Origin of the sequence: Colwellia sp., from assembly GCF_013214175.1 — a bacterium.
Classification (GTDB): Bacteria; Pseudomonadota; Gammaproteobacteria; order Enterobacterales; family Alteromonadaceae; genus Colwellia.
Map to the genome: position 1 here is coordinate 151,316 of NZ_JABSPA010000009.1, position 18,016 is coordinate 169,331.

An 18,016-nucleotide genomic window follows, 5' to 3' on the forward strand; every position below is an offset into this window, starting at 1 on the left:
TGAATCATCAATCAATCAAGTCAGTTAGATCTTAAACATGACCAAAGTTGAAATGCGTGAATTTGTCTATGAATTACTTGAAGAGTTTATTCCTATATTTGATGCACCTTACTTCTTTATTGGTGGTGAAGAATAGCAATATGACAACCAGAAAAGTGAATGTATGGAGCTCGTTGATTTTGCGAAATAGAGTGATTATTAGCACACTGGAGATGTTTTTATTGAATGGATTAATGAAATAAATGAACAAGTAAAATCTCACGGCAAGCGTACACAAATTTGTAATTGGTGGCGTTTTAGCCCAAACGAGTAAGTTAAAAATGTAACCGAAACTCAGCCTAATCAGACATTATTGGCAATTTTTCAGCGATAAAGAGTGTCAGCAATATTTACACTTTCTAAAAATTCACATAAGCACAACAGACAATAGAGTGACTTTACATAAGCTTATCAATATCGCATGAAAATTGCATATTATACGTATCGAGAAAGTTAGCTATTGTTGCATCTGAGTTTTGGCCAATGACACTGTTTTATTGGCCGGTTACTCTTTTCCAATTAAGGATTAACTGTGATCATGTTTAAGAAAAAAGTGACCCCAACCTACACTTACTTTTTAATCGCAACGAGTTTGATGAGTTCGTGTTTAAGCGTTAATGCATTTGCCACCGTCACGACGACGGAAACTCAAAAGTACTTAGTTATCGCCACCGGCGAAGGTATTGAAGGCAATGAATTTTCCGCCTTTGACATGTCAAACGTCGAAATTGGTGCCGATCAAGAATTGGTCTCCAACAGCACGGTCGGCAGTCCCTCACAGCGAGTTGGCGGCATCAATGGCTACAACGGTGGTTTAGACCTTACCAGTTATTGGGTGCCTAACGATAGCGTCAATGCAAGTAAATCCGGTAACCGCTTTAACGATACCGACCCTGACCACGGTAACGATACTGTGGGTTCTGCCGATTTAATGCCCGGTGCGCGTCCGGTTTATGAAGGCATTGATTACAGTGGTAATGTCGCGTTAACCGGTAGTCTGTCAAAATTCACTTCATCCAATGCTGATGTCAATGCCACCCTTGGTATTCACTGTAATCGAGACGCAGCCGATTGTTTTCCAAACCCTTCAGATAATAACAGCTTTTTTGCCGATGATGGCGATCCCACTGATCCCAACGACCCTGGTTATAACCCCGATAATGACGTACAGGGTAATTTAAACAATTTAGATGGGGTAAGCTCTAACGACCCGACCACGTTATTAGCGGAATTAGCCGCGCAACGTGATTGGATTGTTGGTTTAACCGCAGACACCACCTTCAGTAAAACCTTTGTAGAGAACACCTTTAAGGACAACCGGAATATTAAAGATGGCGGCGGCTCAGGATATGTTACAGATATCAATGATCTTAGCTCCATTGCCCAAGCGGCGGTTATTACCGATTTAGATGCTATTGATGCGGCGGGGAATAACGACGGTATTGCGGTTATTGATATTCATATGGATGGCGCGGCATTTTTGCTCGATAATACCGATTGGATATTACAAACCATGCTGGACACCATGGTGATTTTTAGAATGAAAGATGGAACACATTTTGACTTTGCTAACTCATCGATATTACTGGGTGATGGCACGTTAAATTCACAGGATAGCATTCATGAACTGGGCGCAATATTTTTTATTGACTCTGACGCCGGCGGAAACCAACTATTCAACGTTAACAACGCAATTTTGGGTGGCATCGGCTTATGGGATTTCACTGACTTTACCCCCGATAGAAGCACTTTGCTGAGTACTAATGCACCTTCGTTCTTTAATCCCGCTATCGATGGCGGCACGATAATACATCTTTCAAACGCACAAGGTTGTGCACAATTTATTAGTAATCGGGTGGAAATGTCGAACAATCGTTGGAATCGTTGTGCAAAGGGCAGCACAATACCAGAGCCATCAACAACCTTGCTATTTGCCTTAGGTTTATTCGCCATAAGACGAATGAGTAAATAAATAGGCTCGCAATAAAATTTCTAAACGGCCACAATAAAGTGGTCGTTTTAAGTTGAAATGGACTCTAAGCTGATCATAGACTTGCTATTTTATTTGCTCATTCCACTAACTAAGGGATGCTAATGTTTAACAAAGATTTATTATTTTTAATTTTTTTCGCTATGGTTATTGGCTTAGCGAACATCCCCGCCAATGCACAAAATCAAAATCAAAATCAAAATGAAAGTGTAGATCATTATGAAAAAGCGTTGAAAAGCTATAATGAAAAGGATTTTCCAACCAGCTTTATCCACTTAAAAAATACCCTAGGGGATAACCCCGATCATATCCCCGGTAAAATTTTAATGGGTAAAGTACTTTTACGAGATGGTCACTCCCTAAGGGCAATGCTGGAATTGCAAGAGGCATTAGATTTAGGCGCTGATATCGAGAATATATTGTCTCCTTTGGCTGAAGCATTATTGCACCAAAAAAAACCTCATCAGGTGCTTAACTTAGGCGATAACTACACCTTGAGTCAAGCAACTAATACCCAGTGGCACATGCTTAAAGCGCGTGCTTACGGCATGTTAAAGCAGCCGGTTCAGGAGCTAATAGAGCTTAAGACTTCCCTAAAGCAATCTCCGAACAATCCCAATGTCGTTAATAGTTTAGTTGGCTATTATATAAAAGTTGAACAGTTGCAGAAAGCCATTGATTTAATCGCTATTTCATTTGAAATGGATAGTGATAATTACATCGTCTGGCATTTACAAGGGCAAATATATAAACAGCAAAATAACATAGAAAAAGCACGAGATGCATTTCAAAAAGTGCTCAGCTTACAGCCTGACTATGTAGATGCTAAACGCAGTTTGGCTTCCATTTTTATTCTCCTAAAGGAAAATGAGCAAGCCTTGACGTTAATTGAGCAAGTCTTAATCCAATCACCGCACGACCCGAGAGCAAAGTTACTGAAAGCAAACCTATTAATATCGGCAAATCAGGAAGAGTTTGCTAAGCAAATCCTCTACGATCTTAATAATCAAATAAGTTTAGTCTCAGAGCTGACATTGGTAGAAAACAACGAGATTATCTTTATTAACGGTTTGACCTCTTACCTATTGAAAAACTATGAAAGTGCGGTCAGGGAAATGGTGCAATATCTCTCTTACAACCCCGAAAACTTTCAAGCGGTTGCCGTTGCAGCCCATGCCTATATAAAACTAAATCAGCTCGGCTACGCTCGAGAGATACTCGATAAGCACAAAAAAAACATTCACACTGACTTAAATTTATCTATTTTGCTTTGTGATCTGTATATAGAAAACCGCACGCAAATGAAATGTGAAGAACTGCTGCCGATACTCAAGGAACAATACCCTAATGAAGCAACACTATTGTTAGTTGAAGCACGTATGTTGTTTAGTCGCAATCATTTCGAACAAGCCATTGCGCTACTCACCCAGGCCAACAAAAAAAACCGTAACAATGCCTTTGAAAGTGACTTAATCAATCTCTATATTAAAAATAATCAACCTCGAGCCGCGGGCTTACTGATCCACCAACTGTTAACGGAATACCCCAATAATGTTGAACTGTTAAATGCCATGGCTGCTGCCTTAATCAAGATTGATCAGCCACAACAGGCATTACAAGTGTTGGCACAACTGTTACAACAGCAACCAGACCACCTTGCCGCTCGGTATAATCAGGCATCTGCTTTGCTGGAAATGCGTAAACCACAATTAGCGAAAAGTATTTTGTTGACCTTGATAAAGAAAAAAACCGATCACACCAGTGCTAAATATTTGCTGGCCAAAACAGAGGTGATTTTAGGTAGCGCTGACTCCGCAATTTACCAATTGCATGAATTACTAAGAATTGATGCTAATAATATAGCCGCGCAAGAAATGTTAATGGTACTACTAAAAAGTACCGGTAAATACGAGCAAGCGTTAGTAATATTAAACAGGTTACTTCGCCATGAATACCTGGCGCCAGATTACATCAAAAAGCGCGCAGAAATTTATTTACTGTTAGGTGATAAAGCGCTAGCAAAGAAACAATTCAACATTTTATATGGTTTATGGTATGACGATGCCAAACATCTGATTATCCTCACTAATTTACAAAGGCGGTCGAATGACTTAGCTGGGGCGCGTGCAAGTATTAACAGAGCGTTAAACATCGCTCCGAATAAAAACGCGGTAAAATATGCCGATGCCAAGTTAAGTATTTACGAGCAAGACTTAGCACAAGCAAGCAAAAAAATAGCGTCTCTCAAAGGTGATAACAAAGCCAATTCAAGAATATTGATGCTCGAAGGTGACTTACAACTAGTCAATAAGCAAATAGGAAAAGCACAAGCTAGTTACTTGTATGCCTTTAAACTAAACAATAATAATGGCATGGCACTCGCGAAAGCATATAACTTGGCAATCAAGGGTGTGAAAAAAGATATTTTTGAGCAGCAACTCGTCGAAGCCCTCAACAAACAGCCGAGAAATTTTTACTATCGAAATATACTTGCTGATTTTTTATTATTGGAGCAGCGTTATAGTGAAGCAAAGCAGCACTATACTACTTTAATTAAGACCGCGAAATTGCCTAATAGAGCCGATGTACTCAACAACCTAGCCCATGTAAGTATGCAAGATGATTTAGATGCGGCGCAAAAATTTGCGCAACAAGCCAGTGAGCTAAAGCCACGTTCTGCCGCTATTTTAGATACTTATGGTTGGGTGCTGGCCAAACAAAAATCATATAAGCAAGCGTTGAAAATATTGAGAGAAGCACAATCGATGAATGGTCGCGATCCGTCAATTAGGTATCACTTGGGCTACACTTTGCATCACCTAGGGCGCAGTGATGAGGCGGTTAACGAGTTACAAATATCAACGAATTACAAAAATAATTTTACTGAAAAAAAAGCCGCACAAGCGTTGTTAGAAAAAATTAAGAAGACGTAACTCACTAAACATATTGGTTAACAACCTCATTGCACCTTAAAGCTTATTGGGGGTTATTTGATAACAAAATTAAGTGATTACCATTAGAGCTGTTAGTTATATTCCAAACGATGTTCATCGTCACTAAAGTCGTATTTTCAGTTCAATTGGCAACATAGCGAATGTTAGCGGCGGATTGAGCTGATACGAGGCCGCGAACTCGTGCAATAGTACAGAGTCATCACCTTCGAATCTGAATTCGGTATAGTTATCGGAACCCTACAAAGAAGAAATAAACATTGTGTTGAAGTGGCATAGTTAATTTGACTACTTAGTTATAGGTTTCTAACTCACTTAGGCGGCTTGGTGTGCTCAAACACAAAGGGTTTAATGCTGGAGGGCTTAGCGATTAAGTGCGGCGTCAAAATTAGCTAGCGTAACAACGTCACCGGCAATCAAGCTATCGATATTGATGTCGCCAATGCGAACTCTTACCAGTCTTAATGTGGGAAAGCCCACAGCAGCGGTCATTTTTCTTATCTGACGATTTTTCCCTTCACACAGAGTGATAGAGATCCAGCTAGTAGGGCCATGTTTCGGATCGCGGATTTTACGACCACGAGCGGGCAGTTGAGGTTCACCGTCTAGTTTGAACGATTTACAAGGCAGGGTTAGATATTTAGTGCCATTGATGCCAATCTCAACACCATTTTGCAACTGTGACATTGCGGTCGCAGTGATTACTCCATCAACTTGCACGTAGTACTCTTTTTCTATGCCTTTGTCTCTGACTTTATAGCTCATCATACCGTCGGTTGTGAGTAACAATAAGCCTTCGGAGTCGTGATCTAATCGCCCAATCGCCATGGTTTTGTCGGGGAAGTTAAATAGCTCACCAAGTAGATGTTTCTTCTTTCGTGATTCTGGTACAAACTGACTTAAAAAACCATAGGGCTTAAATATTTTGAAGTGCTGGTGCGGGCTCTGGTGATCGAGGCTTGGCTCAGCGAGCTCTGTTAAATTGGTTTGGTTAGTACTTGGCATTAAATGTAGCTTTGATAGTAAAGGCTTAGAGGTATCGCATTATACAGTTAGTCTGGCTTAGATGCACTGCGTCTGATAAGTGTTAGGGTTGAGTGAAACTGATCAACGTTTTTATAGGTTGCCGAGTCGTTTTTTGGCGTAAAGGGCACACATTAAGATAAGGTTGCACCTTCATGTACATAGCTACGTGCCCACAGAGAGAGTAAGTAACGTTAAATATTAATTAAAACACTACTACTTTGAGAGCCAATCATTCAATTTATCGGTGTAAGGTTGAATGTCACCTATGTGCTCAGCAACCCAATTTTCATCGTAATATGAGTCTAAATAACGTTCACCGCTATCACACAGCAAGGTTACTATTGAGCCTTGTTTATTATTAGCCTCCATCTCTTTGGCAAGACACAATGCACCCCATATATTTGTACCTGTTGAGGGGCCTGCTTTTTTACCAATAATTTTTTCTAGCCATAGTATTGTTGCAACACTTGCGGCGTCAGGCACTTGCATCATTTGATCTATAACATTAGGTTGAAAAGAATGTTCAACTTTAGGTCTGCCAATGCCTTCAATACGGCTTGATTTATTGTTTGTCAGGGTGCGGTCACCTGATATAAAACTGTCGTAGAAAACTGAATTTTCAGGGTCAACTACCAGAAGTTTTGTATCAAAGCCTTTATAAAGGATATATCTACCTAAGGTAGCTGAAGTGCCTCCAGTACCAGCACTCATCACAATAGCGCTGGGTATAGGGTAAGGCTCCTTTTCCATTTGAGCATAAATACTCTCGGCAATATTGTTATTACCACGCCAGTCTGTCGCTCGTTCGGCATAGGTAAATTGATCCATAAAATAGCCGTTAATTTCTGCTGCAAGCTTAGTGGCTTCGTCATGCATTTTTGGCGCAGAATCAACAAAGTGACATTTTCCGCCATAAAACTCTATTTTATTTATTTTACTCTTCGCTGTCGATTTAGGCACAACAGCGATAAAGGGTACGCCGATCATTTGTGCAAAATATGCTTCAGATACCGCTGTACTGCCAGATGATGCCTCTACAATAGTGGTATCTTCTTTAATCCTGCCGTTACAAAGGGCATATAAAAAAAGTGAACGGGCCAATCGATGTTTAAGGCTGCCAGTAGGATGGGTACTTTCATCCTTAAGATATAGATGAATACAGGGGATTTTAGGAATATCTATTTTTAATAGATGAGTATCAGCGGAACGATTATAGTCAGCTTCAATTTTTTGCACACTCTGCTTGACCCAGTTCTTCATAAGATATTCTCTTGGCTATTAAAGGTAAAATTAATTACTTTTCGGTATTTGTTGAATTCAGCATTAACATGCTTCTTAAACTAATTTTTCTTGGTATTTATTTATACGATAAATACTCGCGTATAGGAAGGGCCATTTTTCGATCATAAAGCTGAGATATTCTATTACTTCCACATGGCTTTGGGCGTTTTAGCCTTAGAGTGTACGACTGAAATTAATTTTATGGGGCAATGGGGCACAAAGTGTTTTAGTGACTCTGCATCAGTTTTTAATTGTATAAAGTAAAAGAGAGTAGGTCACAAATAGAACACTTTATATGAAAGCACATTTGTGACCAGATATGGCTAACCGTTAACGGCTTCTTTTAATGCTTTACCCGCTTTAAATGCAGGTACTTTTGCTGCGGAAATTTGGATCTCTGCACCTGTTTGAGGGTTACGACCAGTACGAGCGGCACGGTCATTTACTTTGTAGGTACCAAAACCAACTAATGCGACATCACCACCACTAGCTAGTTCAGTGGTTACAGATTCAATTAAACTATCTAACGCACGACCAGCCGCAGCTTTAGTAATATCTGCACCTTCAGCGATTTTCGCTACTAATTCACTTTTGTTCATTATTCTTCCTTAATTATTATTGTCATGAACATACTAAGAAATAATAGTGAATTGAGCAATAGGAAATTTTACTTCGTAGGCATTGTTGACGTTAAAATATAAAAAATGGCCATTATTTTCTAATGTTTAGTGCCATTTATCTTGCTGAGAAGTCTTAGTAATATTCAAGTCATAACAAAAAACACAGTATTTGTAGTTTCTAAAGCTTTGAAAATATGGGATATTAATGTTAATTACATAAAAGCTATGGGACGGGCATTACTGAGAAGCCTCCATAATAAGCTTTAGCTCTGCATGGAGGGAATATGAATCGGAGACAATTTTTTAAACGTTCTCTAGTTATCGGTGGCTCTTTAGTTGGTGTTGGAGCTGGAGCAGCTTTGTTAATTGAAGGCGCTAATAGATTAGATCTTAAAATCGCAACTGCATTAAAAAGGTTGGAATTATTATCTAACAAGAATCTTGTACAAACTGGAGAATGGGATATATATAAAATATTTATGCATTGCGCACAAAGTGTTGAGTATTCAATGTCCAAATTTCCACAGCATAAATCTAACTTTTTCAAGAATACAATTGGAACATTAGCGTTTTCAATTTTTGAATATAAAGGAAAAATGATTCATGGGTTAAGTGAACCTATCCCTGGCTCTGCTTTGATCAAATCAAGTTCAGATACTAATGCGGCATTAGATCATTTAAAAAAATCACTCATTGAGTTTGAGAATTATAAAGGCGAACTCGCACCACATTTTGCATATGGTGAATTAACAAAGAGTGAATATGAAATAGCACATGTGATGCACTTATATAATCATCTTGAAGAAATACAGAGCTAACTAGCGCATTAAGAACTTACACATAACTGTTGGCTGTGATCTTGTACCACTTTGGTGGACAGTTATTTATATAATTGTCACTAAAGAGGTTAATTGGGACGGGGCAATTTAGTTTTCGATAAAAGGCTACCTATGAGTAATTCAATTTTTAGAAAAGACGGCACAGCCCAAGGGGTGGCCAAACAACGTTTGATTGAAACACTCGCTAAACCTGATAAACGCATCATAAATGATCCTTATGCCGATAGGTTTGTATTAGGTGCTGGGTTGATCAAGCTGATGGGGCATAAACTAAGCGTCTGGATAACTCAAAAATTCGCGCCTGGTTTTCACGAACACTTAATTTCCCGTACGCGTTTCATCGATGATCTGATCAAAGAAAGTGCTGCTAGTGGCTCAGAGCAATACGTTATTCTGGGGGCGGGATATGACACACGGGCTCATCGCCTTGAACTTCCGTCTTCATTAAAAATATTTGAAGTTGATCAGCCAGAAGTTCAGGCGAGAAAGCGTTCTAAACTTCCCAAAGAATTAGCTAATTCAGAAAATGTCACTTATGTGAGCGTTGATTTCAATCATCAGTCGCTAGCAGAACAACTTTTGGCTGAGGGTTTCGATCAAAGCAAGTCCACCGTTTTTACCCTTGAAGGCGTCTCGCAGTACATCACTAAAGAGGCAGTCACTGCAACAATCAAAGAAATTGCAGCGCTTACTCAAAAAACAAGTTCAACTTTTTTTATATCTTACGTCGATAAACTGCTAGATAAAGATCCTGTGGCCTGCTTTGGTAAGGGTTACCCAAAAGCGGCGAAGCGAGCAGAAACAATAAAACAGTTATCTGCTAAAGTGGGGGAACCTTGGATATCATTCTACACGGCGGAAGAAATAGAAAGCCGACTTTCTCAAAATGGTTTTTCGATAAAGGAAAATAAAACGTTGGCAGATCTAAACTCGGTGTACTTTACCCCTGTCGGTAGAACCCTTGCTGAAGATCAAATCTTTAAACTCGAACATTTTGTGATAGCGAAATCTTAGACTGTAGAGAACTCTTAGGTAGTAAGAGAGCTCCATGGTAAAATGAGCGTCTGGGCTATCACGTTCCAAGTGATATATGTCGATGCCCCCCAAGCGGTTTGGTTTTTGGCACTAATCTATGTCTGTACCAAACTTTTTAAGTACACTTTGTGCCGATTTAGCGTAAAAAAACTCATCAATACATTTTCTAATACGTTATCATCATTCTTTTAGTCACATGTAAGCTTACATGGTCAACATTCTCAGTTGTTAACTGCCTTCGACGACTAAAAAAATTATAAAAAAACACTTAATTCTCTAGAGCTATAAAGCAATATCATGACAAGAAAAATATTAACTTTGAACGTGAAAAGAAAAAAAGTCGCTAAACCAGTAGATGAAGTGGTCAAGGTTGTCCCTCACGAAGACCCACAAAAGCGTTTTTTAAATGGCGTAGCTATCAATCCGCATCAGTGTATTCGCTTAGAGTTAGGTTCACAGCAGCTCTCCACCCGAGCGATGGATTTATTCACACCCATTGGTTTGGGGCAGCGAGGTTTGATTGTTGCTCCTCCTGGCTCTGGAAAAACGACACTGTTAAAACATATTTGTCAGTCGGTGGGCACTGCCTATCCAGAGATAAAGCTTTATGCATTACTCATTGATGAGCGTCCAGAAGAAGTGACTGACTTTAAGCGCAGCGTGCCGGCAAAGGTATACGCTTCATCGACCGATGAAAGCTATGACCAACACGTTCGTGTAGCCAATGACCTGCTTAACATTGCTCGCAGGGAAGCTGGCGAAGGGCACGATGTCATGATTGTCATTGACTCTTTGACCAGGCTCACTCGTGTACATAACGCCAATCAAAAAGGCAGCGGTCGTACCATGTCGGGCGGGCTCGACGCTAGAGCGATGGCAATACCACGAAAACTGTTTGGCGCAGCGAGAAAAATTGAACATGGTGGCTCGCTGACCATTCTAGCGACCGTACTGGTAGATACTGGCAGCCGGATGGACCAGGTGATATTTGAGGAGTTCAAGGGCACGGGTAATATGGAAGTGGTTTTATCACGTGATGCGGCAAATCAGCGGGTTTTTCCCGCGTTAGATATTGCTAAAAGTAGTACGCGCCGTGAAGAATTACTGCTAAATGCGAAGGAACTCGACAAGGTAAGAGTATTGCGCAGGGCACTTACCGGTCTTAAGCCGGTAGAAGGTACGATAAAACTGGTTGAGTTACTGGAAAATTATCCAACAAATGCCGAGCTGCTGAACCGTTAGTAGCTAAAATTAGTAGCTAAAAAAAACCTTATCTAGTTCAACTGAACGCTAAAAGCAGACATTTTCTAGTTGCGCTATTAAAGGCTGACTATTATCACAAATCCGAGATTTCAAGAGAACTGCAAGCCGTTTCAAAACGACTTGCAGTTCACCTTAAGTCAAAAGCAATTAACCGCTGGTTATGCAATTGCTAAATTCATTGGCTAGCTAAACTGCGGACTTAATATAGTTAAATTCCACTCCGTTATTTATCCCTACCTAGATAGAAATAAGGCATGTTGTCGTATTTATTCAATTATTAGTATGAGTTAACACTTAAAATTACCATGATAAAAATAGAGAAAACTCTTATCAGTAAATAAGCAGTTACTATTCCAATGGTTAATATTGAGTAATAAATTATGTTAGAAATTAAAAAAATAGCCGTACTCAGCGAATTAAATGAATTAAAAAAAGAATATTTTGAAAAAACAACATCAGCACTGGATGGTATGTGGCATTTTGGTTTTGTACCAATGTCGGAACATTTTGGTTTCTATGTTAACAACGAGCTTGTCGGTTTTTGTTGCATAAATGACGATGGCTATTTGCTGCAATTTCATTTAGAAACGAATAGTGACACTTCTGCTCAAGCATTATTTACTTTAATTGCACAACAAAATAGCAAGGTAATAGGTCAAGTTAAAGGTGCCTTTGTTAGTACGGCTGAGCCTGACTATATGTCTTTATGTCTAGACAATTCCTCAATATTCAAAGTGAATGCATTGATGTATAAGCAAGACCCCAAGGTAAGTAATACTCAAAAGCACTCTTTTGTTATGGCAATGGCCACTGAACAACAATTAGCTGAATACGTTAAATTTGCGTCAAACAATATTGGTGCCCCTGAGCAATGGCTAACGGGCTACTACGGTAAGTTAATTAAACGAAAAGAGCTATTCGGTTACCGCAAAGAAGGGCAATTATTAGCGGTAGGGGAGTGTCGATTGTTTGACGAGCACCAGAGTGATTATGCTGATTTAGGTATGATCGTTGCTCAATCAATGCGTGGTCAAGGTATTGCCAAAAAAGTATTAAATTGGCTAAAAACACATGCATCTAGCAAAGGTTTGAAATCAATGTGCTCCACTGAAAGTGATAATATTGCTGCGCAAAAAGCGATTGTCAGTGCAGGGTTTATCTCAACTAACCGTATCGTGCAGTTTGAATTTAATATTGCTTAAAAAACTATACTTTCAAGATAGTTAGCATAAAGTAGCCTAAATAAAATTTATCGGAGGGGTTGATGATACGTTGGTTAAAAACACCTAAATTGCTAGGGGTTGCTAAATATATCGAGTGTTATTGGTTTCTTGAGAAATCTGCTGGTGGCTTTGAGCGTCCTAAACTAAATCCTGATCCGTCAGCACATCTAATATTGTCTTCAGCAAAGCAAACGTATCAATATGAAATAGAAGACGATACATTTAAGGGCAAAGGCCCACATTGGCTTTATCCTTACAGTAAAACAATTGAATTAGATCATGCTAAGTCTCTCGCATGCATAGGAATTAAGTTCAAAGTGGGGGCGTTGTATTCATTAAATAGTGTCGCCTTTAGCCAAGCATTGTTAAACACAGTTAAAGCGATGAATTTTGACGTATTTAAAGGTGCTGCTTTCATCAGTGCAGATGAATTACTGGTAAAAGCAAAGGAAGATCCTGATAACTGTATTGAACTATTAGATGAATTGTTTTTACCTTTGTTAGCCCATTGCCATGAAGATACACATAGCGAAATCACCAGAAAAATAATTCCTTTGCTAAGTAATAATAAACCTATTAATGAGTTAGCTGACTTGTTGTTTTGCTCACAACGTAGTGTCGAGCGTAGTTTTTTAAAAGTGACCGGCTTTACTCTTAAACAATGCCAATCGATGAATAAACTTGAGGCTATTTTAGAATACCTTTATCAACGTAAAGAGTGTGATATAGATTGGGTAGATATCGCCTATCAGTTTGGTTTTAGCGATCAACCGCATTTAATTCGTTATTTAAAGCAACAAATTCAATTAACGCCAAAAAACTATAGTCAACAACGTGGTTTCACTATCGATGTTTATGGCGGGGTGGAATCCAAGTAACGTTGTCGTTTTTGTACTTAATATTACTTTGAACTCTGCAATATTAATGTAAATATCATAGTAATAACCACTGAATATGACGTAAAAATAGAAACAAGGATAAATTATGATAATAAAAAAATATTATCTTCTACCGTTAATTTTAACTTGCCTAGCCACTGTTGTTTCTTGCAGTAAACAGTCAAATGAAATCACAGATACAAACCTGTCAGATGTAACACTGATAGTTAATGCTGATATTGTCACCATGAATGCTCAACAGCCTTCAGCGAATGCCATGGCGTTTTCTGGTGATGACATCATTGCTATTGGCTCAGAAGCTGAGGTTCGTAGAGCCATCAATAAATACACTAGGCTTCATGACCTTAACGGGAAAACAATCGTCCCTGGTTTTATCGAAACCCATGATCATCTTTATATGTCGAGTTCAACCAGTGTCATCACGGATGTCTCTCCCTTTTCTACGCCGACTCTTGCTGAAGCTTTAAACAAGATAAAAAATACCGTAATTAATGAAGAGGGCTGGATCATTGCATTTGGTGCGGATCAAACTCTGTATGCGGAACAACGTGGCCCAACGCGTGATCTGCTCGATAAGTTGTTTCCAAATACCCCTGTTATGGTGTTTCATTTAAGTGGTCATGGTGGCTTCGCCAATAGCGAAGCGTTAAAACAAGCAGGTGTAAACGAGTTAACGGAAAATCCTCGGGGGGGCTTTTATCAAAAAGATGATAATGGACGGTTGACCGGCTACCTAAGTGGTCAACCTGCATTGTTTACTGTAAAAAACTATCCTAACCCTAGCCCGGATACAGCGATGTCAGCAGCATTAATGCGTGCAGAAAAAGGAATTACCACGTCGTCGGAATTAGGGATAATGAATGGAACTGTGTTGGCAGGTTTGCAACAAGCTACCAGTTTGCCAGACTTTCCGGTAAGGGTTGTTGGTGGATACTTTTCAACAGCACCCGATTTTGACGAAATAGTTCCTCACTTAAAAGGTTATGAAAATAACCTGTTAAAAATTCCATTTATTAAAACTTGGACAGATGGATCGCTTCAGGGAGGCACGGCATACCTTCGTGATGGTTATCATACTAAAGAAATGGGCGAAGGCGAGGCACAAGGTACTCAAGATTTTTTTAACAAACAAGTTTTAAATATGTACCAACGTGGTTACTGGCCAGCGATTCATGCTAATGGTGATGGCGCTGTAGATATAGCCTTAAATGCTATTGAATATGCACAACAAACATTAGCAGAAAAATTAGATAGCAATATTCGCCCTCAGATAATTCATGCTCAAGTGACCACCGAGGAGCAAATTAAGAGAATGGCTGTTTTAAATGTATCGCCAACGTTTTTTACCACACATGTTTATTATTGGGGCGACCTCCACTACGAAAAGACATTGGGTGCACAACGAGCTGAGCGCTTAAGTGCCATGGCTGACGCCTTTAAATACGGAGTTAATCCCTCAATGCATAATGATCCGCCGGTCTCGCCCATCGATCCCTTGTTAAATATGTGGATAGCAGTCAATCGTACATCGAAAACCGGCAGAGTACTGGGGAAAAATCAAGCTATTTCGCCTCAGCAGGCTTTGGCAGCATATACCACCAACGCCGCTTATCAGTTTGGTATGGAGAAAACTAATGGCTCACTTGAAGTTGGTAAACTTGCAGATTTTGTCATTCTCGATAAAAATCCATTGAAGGTTGATTCTGACGAAATTAGAAACATTAATGTGCTAACAACCGTACGTGGCGGTTTAATCACATTTTCTTCAGGCTCTGGCTTAGACGAAGGAGAATAATCCTTCAAGCTTTGAGTCCGCTTTGCTATATGTATAATTGGTCAAATTGATGTACTGAAAGGCCTAAGTGCTATATGTTAGCGGCATTAGCATTTGGTGATTGAAAAATATATGGCGTTAAAAACAGATTTTAGACATTTTCTTGATGAAGCAGGTAATGTAGTAGAACTTACCAAACAAGCAAAAACAATTTTCAAATTTTTGAGTAAGATTGTGTCAGCGGTTTCTGAGAATATCGAGCAGCCAATGATTGATGTTGATTTGAACTGCAACACTCGAGCTGAGCAACTTTCTTGTGGTGGGAGTATTGAAGGCAAGTGTAGCGCCATTGATATGATTGAATGGCATTGCGATACCTGTGAAGCTAGTGGAACGATTTCGAATTGGCAAGGCAGCCTGTGGGACAAGCAAGCGAGAATACTCCATTAGTCGACAATTCCTTAGTCGGTAATATAGTTAGTCGACAACAGCCTTAAAAAATGTCTAAGTAAAAAATTAGTTCTACCTATAGCGCCACCCTGTAGCAACATTATATGCCAATGATAAAGCTGACATAATATTATCATTGGCATATAATGTTGCTTCATTAATAGCTATTGCTAGCTGTTTTCAGCCTTATATTTCTGTAGTGAATGCCGATCATGTCGCAAAAAACGCCTGAAGATAAACCAATTACCAAGACCCGTCGCCCATCACGAATCCGTGAAGCTCACGAAGTTAAAATTATTGAAGCAGCAGAGCATATCTTTGCGCAACGTGGTTTTAATGGCGCCACCTTAGAGTCTATTGCTGAGCAAGCAAGCATGTCTAAGCAGAATATGCTGTATTATTTTTCTTCCAAAGAGCTGCTCTATCAGACAGTGCTGAAAAATATATTAAACCTTTGGTTAGAAAAACTTAACCTGATTAATCAACCAGGCTCAGATCCGGCTACTATGCTATCCAATTACATACGCGATAAGCTGGAAATCTCCAAGAGCCATCCTAACGGCTCTAAAGTTTTTGCTAATGAAATCATCAATGGTGCGCCGCATATTAGTCAGTACCTTGAGGAAAACCTAAAGCCTGCGCTGGAAGCGGATGTCAAACTGGTTAAAGGCTGGATCGCCGAAGGGCTAATTGATGACATTGATCCCCAGCACCTATTTTTTGTCATTTGGGCGTCGACCCAGACTTATGCCGACTTTTCTACTCAGATCCAGATAGCTTTGGGTAAGCCTGAACTTGATGATGGTGATTTCAAAAATGCTGGCGATTTCCTCACCCATACTCTGCTAAAAGGCATTGGCCTAACGTTTAGACTTGAACAGTTGAACAGTTGAACCGTTGAACAAGGCCGCAGTTGCGGCCTTTTTTATCGCTCAAAGCAAGTTTGAATGCTTAATGGGGCAGAGCGATGAAAAACAGGATACCAAGCTGGCATCCCGTTGATAATGCCGAAGTATTAGCTTATGAAGGGAAGGAGAACTCGGCGCCTTCTCGAACACCTGCCGATGGCCAGCGTTGAGTAATCGTTTTACGTTTAGTGTAAAAACGCACTGAATCTGGGCCATAGGCATGTAAGTCACCGAACAATGAACGTTTCCAGCCACCGAAGCTGTGATACGCCACAGGTACCGGTAAAGGTACATTGATACCAACCATTCCTACCTGGATATGATCAGAAAAATAGCGGGCTGCTTCTCCGTCACGGGTAAATATACAGGTACCGTTACCATATTCATGGGCATCGATAAGATCCATCGCTTCTTGCATAGTGTCTACACGTACTACCTGTAATACCGGACCAAAGATCTCTTCTTTATAACTGACCATTTCCGCTGTGACATTGTCGATCAAGGTGCCACCAACAAAAAATCCTTCGCTGAAACCGGTAACTTCAGGGTAGCGACCATCCACAACAATCTTAGCGCCTTGCTCTTCGGCACTATTTATATAACCAATAACTTTTTCCTGATGCTGTTTGCTGATCAGCGGACCAAAATCATTACTACTATCGCTATGAGTACCGACTTTAAGACTAGTCATCGCCTGTTTCATTTTCGCAACCAGTGCATCACCTGCGGCGTCACCAACAGTGACAGCAACAGATAAAGCCATACAGCGTTCACCGGAAGAGCCAAAAGCGGCGCCCAATAGTTGATTGACGGCATTATCCATGTCGGCATCTGGCATAACGATGGCATGGTTTTTAGCACCGCCCAGTGCCTGACAGCGTTTGCCGTTAGCACTTGCTGTGGCATAAATATATTCGGCAATAGGCGTTGAACCAACAAAGCTCACAGCCTGAATTTTAGATGCATGCAGTAGTGTATCTACCGCTTCTTTGTCACCGTTAACAACATTGAGCACCCCTGGTGGTAATCCGGCTTCTTCTAATAGTTGAGCAATAAAAAGTACCGAGCTGGGATCGCGCTCTGATGGTTTCAGAATAAAAGTATTACCGCAAACAATCGCCATCGGGTACATCCATAAAGGTACCATTGCTGGGAAATTAAACGGAGTGATGCCCGCAACCACGCCTAATGGCTGGAACTCACTCCAAGAGTCAATTGATGGACCGACATTGCGGCTATGTTCACCCTTGAGTAGCTCTGGCGCACCGCAGGCATATTCAACACTTTCGATACCGCGTTGTAATTCCCCTTTAGCATCGTGTGATATTTTTCCGTGTTCCTCGCCGATGAGGGTGATTATTTTATCGGCATGTTGCTCCAATAATTCTTTAAAACGGAACATAATTCGCGCACGTTTGGCTACAGGGGTTGCCCGCCAAGCGGGGAAGGCGGCATTGGCCGCTGCGATGGCTTCTTCAACAGTCGCTTTGCCAGCGATTGCCAACTGCTTGCTAACCTGGCCCGTTGATGGATTAAAAATATCCTGTTGTCGGCTTGCGTCGGTACGAATTTCGCCGTTGATAAGATGTCCTACTAAAGTCATTTTTTTCTCCCTTGACAGGCACTGGTGCCTAGCCATAGCTAATAATTGATAATCTCTACTGTGAGATGGGTAATATGTATATTTTGTTTTGTGCTTATATGTTTGTGCTTGATTT

14 protein-coding genes are annotated in these 18,016 nt (G+C 40.2%); 10 read left to right on the forward strand and 4 right to left on the reverse strand.

Going from position 1 to position 18,016, the window contains the following annotated elements:
* The first annotated feature begins 577 nt into the window (after positions 1-577).
* Together HRT55_RS18465 and prsT are read left to right on the forward strand one after the other, a co-directional pair.
* Positions 578-2,011: a PEP-CTERM sorting domain-containing protein gene (locus HRT55_RS18465; protein ID WP_291623587.1), complete on the forward strand. Its 1,434-nt coding sequence runs from the start codon at positions 578-580 to the stop codon at positions 2,009-2,011.
* Between the two features lie 122 nt (positions 2,012-2,133).
* A complete protein-coding gene (prsT, locus tag HRT55_RS18470) occupies positions 2,134-4,962 on the forward strand; it encodes an XrtA/PEP-CTERM system TPR-repeat protein PrsT (protein ID WP_291623588.1) in 2,829 nt (942 codons plus the stop codon).
* A 381-nt stretch (positions 4,963-5,343) separates the two neighbouring features.
* On the opposite strand, the gene HRT55_RS18475 is transcribed toward prsT, so the two are convergent.
* From HRT55_RS18475 to HRT55_RS18485, 3 genes are all read right to left on the reverse strand, one after another.
* Entirely contained in the window at positions 5,344-5,985 is a 642-nt protein-coding gene (locus HRT55_RS18475) for a pseudouridine synthase (RefSeq protein ID WP_291623589.1), read from the reverse strand.
* Between the two features lie 234 nt (positions 5,986-6,219).
* A complete protein-coding gene (locus HRT55_RS18480) occupies positions 6,220-7,266 on the reverse strand; it encodes a PLP-dependent cysteine synthase family protein (protein ID WP_291623590.1) in 1,047 nt (348 codons plus the stop codon).
* Positions 7,267-7,610: 344 nt separating this feature from the next.
* The gene (locus HRT55_RS18485) at positions 7,611-7,886 is read right to left on the reverse strand and encodes an HU family DNA-binding protein (protein ID WP_291623591.1); all 276 of its coding nucleotides are present in this window, start codon (positions 7,884-7,886) and stop codon (positions 7,611-7,613) included.
* 305 nt (positions 7,887-8,191) lie between these two features.
* Here HRT55_RS18485 and HRT55_RS18490 point away from each other — a divergent pair, with 305 nt between their 5' ends.
* The 8 genes from HRT55_RS18490 to HRT55_RS18525 all read left to right on the forward strand — a co-directional run bounded on the left by HRT55_RS18490 (position 8,192) and on the right by HRT55_RS18525 (position 16,283).
* Complete coding sequence (locus HRT55_RS18490; protein ID WP_291623592.1) at positions 8,192-8,725, forward strand: DUF1569 domain-containing protein; 534 nt, start codon at positions 8,192-8,194, stop codon at positions 8,723-8,725.
* A gap of 132 nt (positions 8,726-8,857) precedes the next feature.
* Positions 8,858-9,760: an SAM-dependent methyltransferase gene (locus HRT55_RS18495; protein ID WP_291623593.1), complete on the forward strand. Its 903-nt coding sequence runs from the start codon at positions 8,858-8,860 to the stop codon at positions 9,758-9,760.
* Between the two features lie 318 nt (positions 9,761-10,078).
* On the forward strand, positions 10,079-11,023 hold the full coding sequence (gene rho / locus HRT55_RS18500) for a transcription termination factor Rho (protein WP_291623594.1): 945 nt from the start codon (positions 10,079-10,081) through the stop codon (positions 11,021-11,023).
* A gap of 401 nt (positions 11,024-11,424) precedes the next feature.
* Positions 11,425-12,246, forward strand: coding sequence for a GNAT family N-acetyltransferase (locus HRT55_RS18505; RefSeq protein ID WP_291623595.1), 822 nt, complete (start codon positions 11,425-11,427; stop codon positions 12,244-12,246).
* Between the two features lie 62 nt (positions 12,247-12,308).
* Positions 12,309-13,145 (forward strand): AraC family transcriptional regulator, encoded by an 837-nt coding sequence (locus tag HRT55_RS18510; RefSeq protein ID WP_291623596.1) that lies wholly within the window; start codon positions 12,309-12,311, stop codon positions 13,143-13,145.
* A gap of 106 nt (positions 13,146-13,251) precedes the next feature.
* Positions 13,252-14,961, forward strand: coding sequence for an amidohydrolase (locus HRT55_RS18515; protein ID WP_291623597.1), 1,710 nt, complete (start codon positions 13,252-13,254; stop codon positions 14,959-14,961).
* A 96-nt stretch (positions 14,962-15,057) separates the two neighbouring features.
* On the forward strand, positions 15,058-15,390 hold the full coding sequence (locus HRT55_RS18520) for a hypothetical protein (RefSeq protein ID WP_291623637.1): 333 nt from the start codon (positions 15,058-15,060) through the stop codon (positions 15,388-15,390).
* Between the two features lie 212 nt (positions 15,391-15,602).
* The gene (locus tag HRT55_RS18525) at positions 15,603-16,283 is read left to right on the forward strand and encodes a TetR/AcrR family transcriptional regulator (RefSeq protein ID WP_291623598.1); all 681 of its coding nucleotides are present in this window, start codon (positions 15,603-15,605) and stop codon (positions 16,281-16,283) included.
* A 127-nt stretch (positions 16,284-16,410) separates the two neighbouring features.
* Here the strand turns inward: HRT55_RS18525 and HRT55_RS18530 are convergent, their stop codons facing one another.
* Positions 16,411-17,901 carry a CoA-acylating methylmalonate-semialdehyde dehydrogenase gene (locus HRT55_RS18530; protein ID WP_291623599.1) on the reverse strand — a complete coding sequence of 497 codons (1,491 nt, stop codon included), beginning with the start codon at positions 17,899-17,901 and terminating at the stop codon, positions 16,411-16,413.
* Positions 17,902-18,016: the final 115 nt, after the last annotated feature.

Bases quoted from the DNA above. Each gene is read 5' to 3' on its own strand.
- HRT55_RS18465 (WP_291623587.1), top strand. From the start codon at position 578: ATGTTTAAGAAAAAAGTGACCCCAACCTACACTTACTTTTTAATCGCA.
- prsT (WP_291623588.1), top strand. From the start codon at position 2,134: ATGTTTAACAAAGATTTATTATTTTTAATTTTTTTCGCTATGGTTATT.
- HRT55_RS18475 (WP_291623589.1), bottom strand. From the start codon at position 5,985: ATGCCAAGTACTAACCAAACCAATTTAACAGAGCTCGCTGAGCCAAGC.
- HRT55_RS18480 (WP_291623590.1), bottom strand. From the start codon at position 7,266: ATGAAGAACTGGGTCAAGCAGAGTGTGCAAAAAATTGAAGCTGACTAT.
- HRT55_RS18485 (WP_291623591.1), bottom strand. From the start codon at position 7,886: ATGAACAAAAGTGAATTAGTAGCGAAAATCGCTGAAGGTGCAGATATT.
- HRT55_RS18490 (WP_291623592.1), top strand. From the start codon at position 8,192: ATGAATCGGAGACAATTTTTTAAACGTTCTCTAGTTATCGGTGGCTCT.
- HRT55_RS18495 (WP_291623593.1), top strand. From the start codon at position 8,858: ATGAGTAATTCAATTTTTAGAAAAGACGGCACAGCCCAAGGGGTGGCC.
- rho (WP_291623594.1), top strand. From the start codon at position 10,079: ATGACAAGAAAAATATTAACTTTGAACGTGAAAAGAAAAAAAGTCGCT.
- HRT55_RS18505 (WP_291623595.1), top strand. From the start codon at position 11,425: ATGTTAGAAATTAAAAAAATAGCCGTACTCAGCGAATTAAATGAATTA.
- HRT55_RS18510 (WP_291623596.1), top strand. From the start codon at position 12,309: ATGATACGTTGGTTAAAAACACCTAAATTGCTAGGGGTTGCTAAATAT.
- HRT55_RS18515 (WP_291623597.1), top strand. From the start codon at position 13,252: ATGATAATAAAAAAATATTATCTTCTACCGTTAATTTTAACTTGCCTA.
- HRT55_RS18525 (WP_291623598.1), top strand. From the start codon at position 15,603: ATGTCGCAAAAAACGCCTGAAGATAAACCAATTACCAAGACCCGTCGC.
- HRT55_RS18530 (WP_291623599.1), bottom strand. From the start codon at position 17,901: ATGACTTTAGTAGGACATCTTATCAACGGCGAAATTCGTACCGACGCA.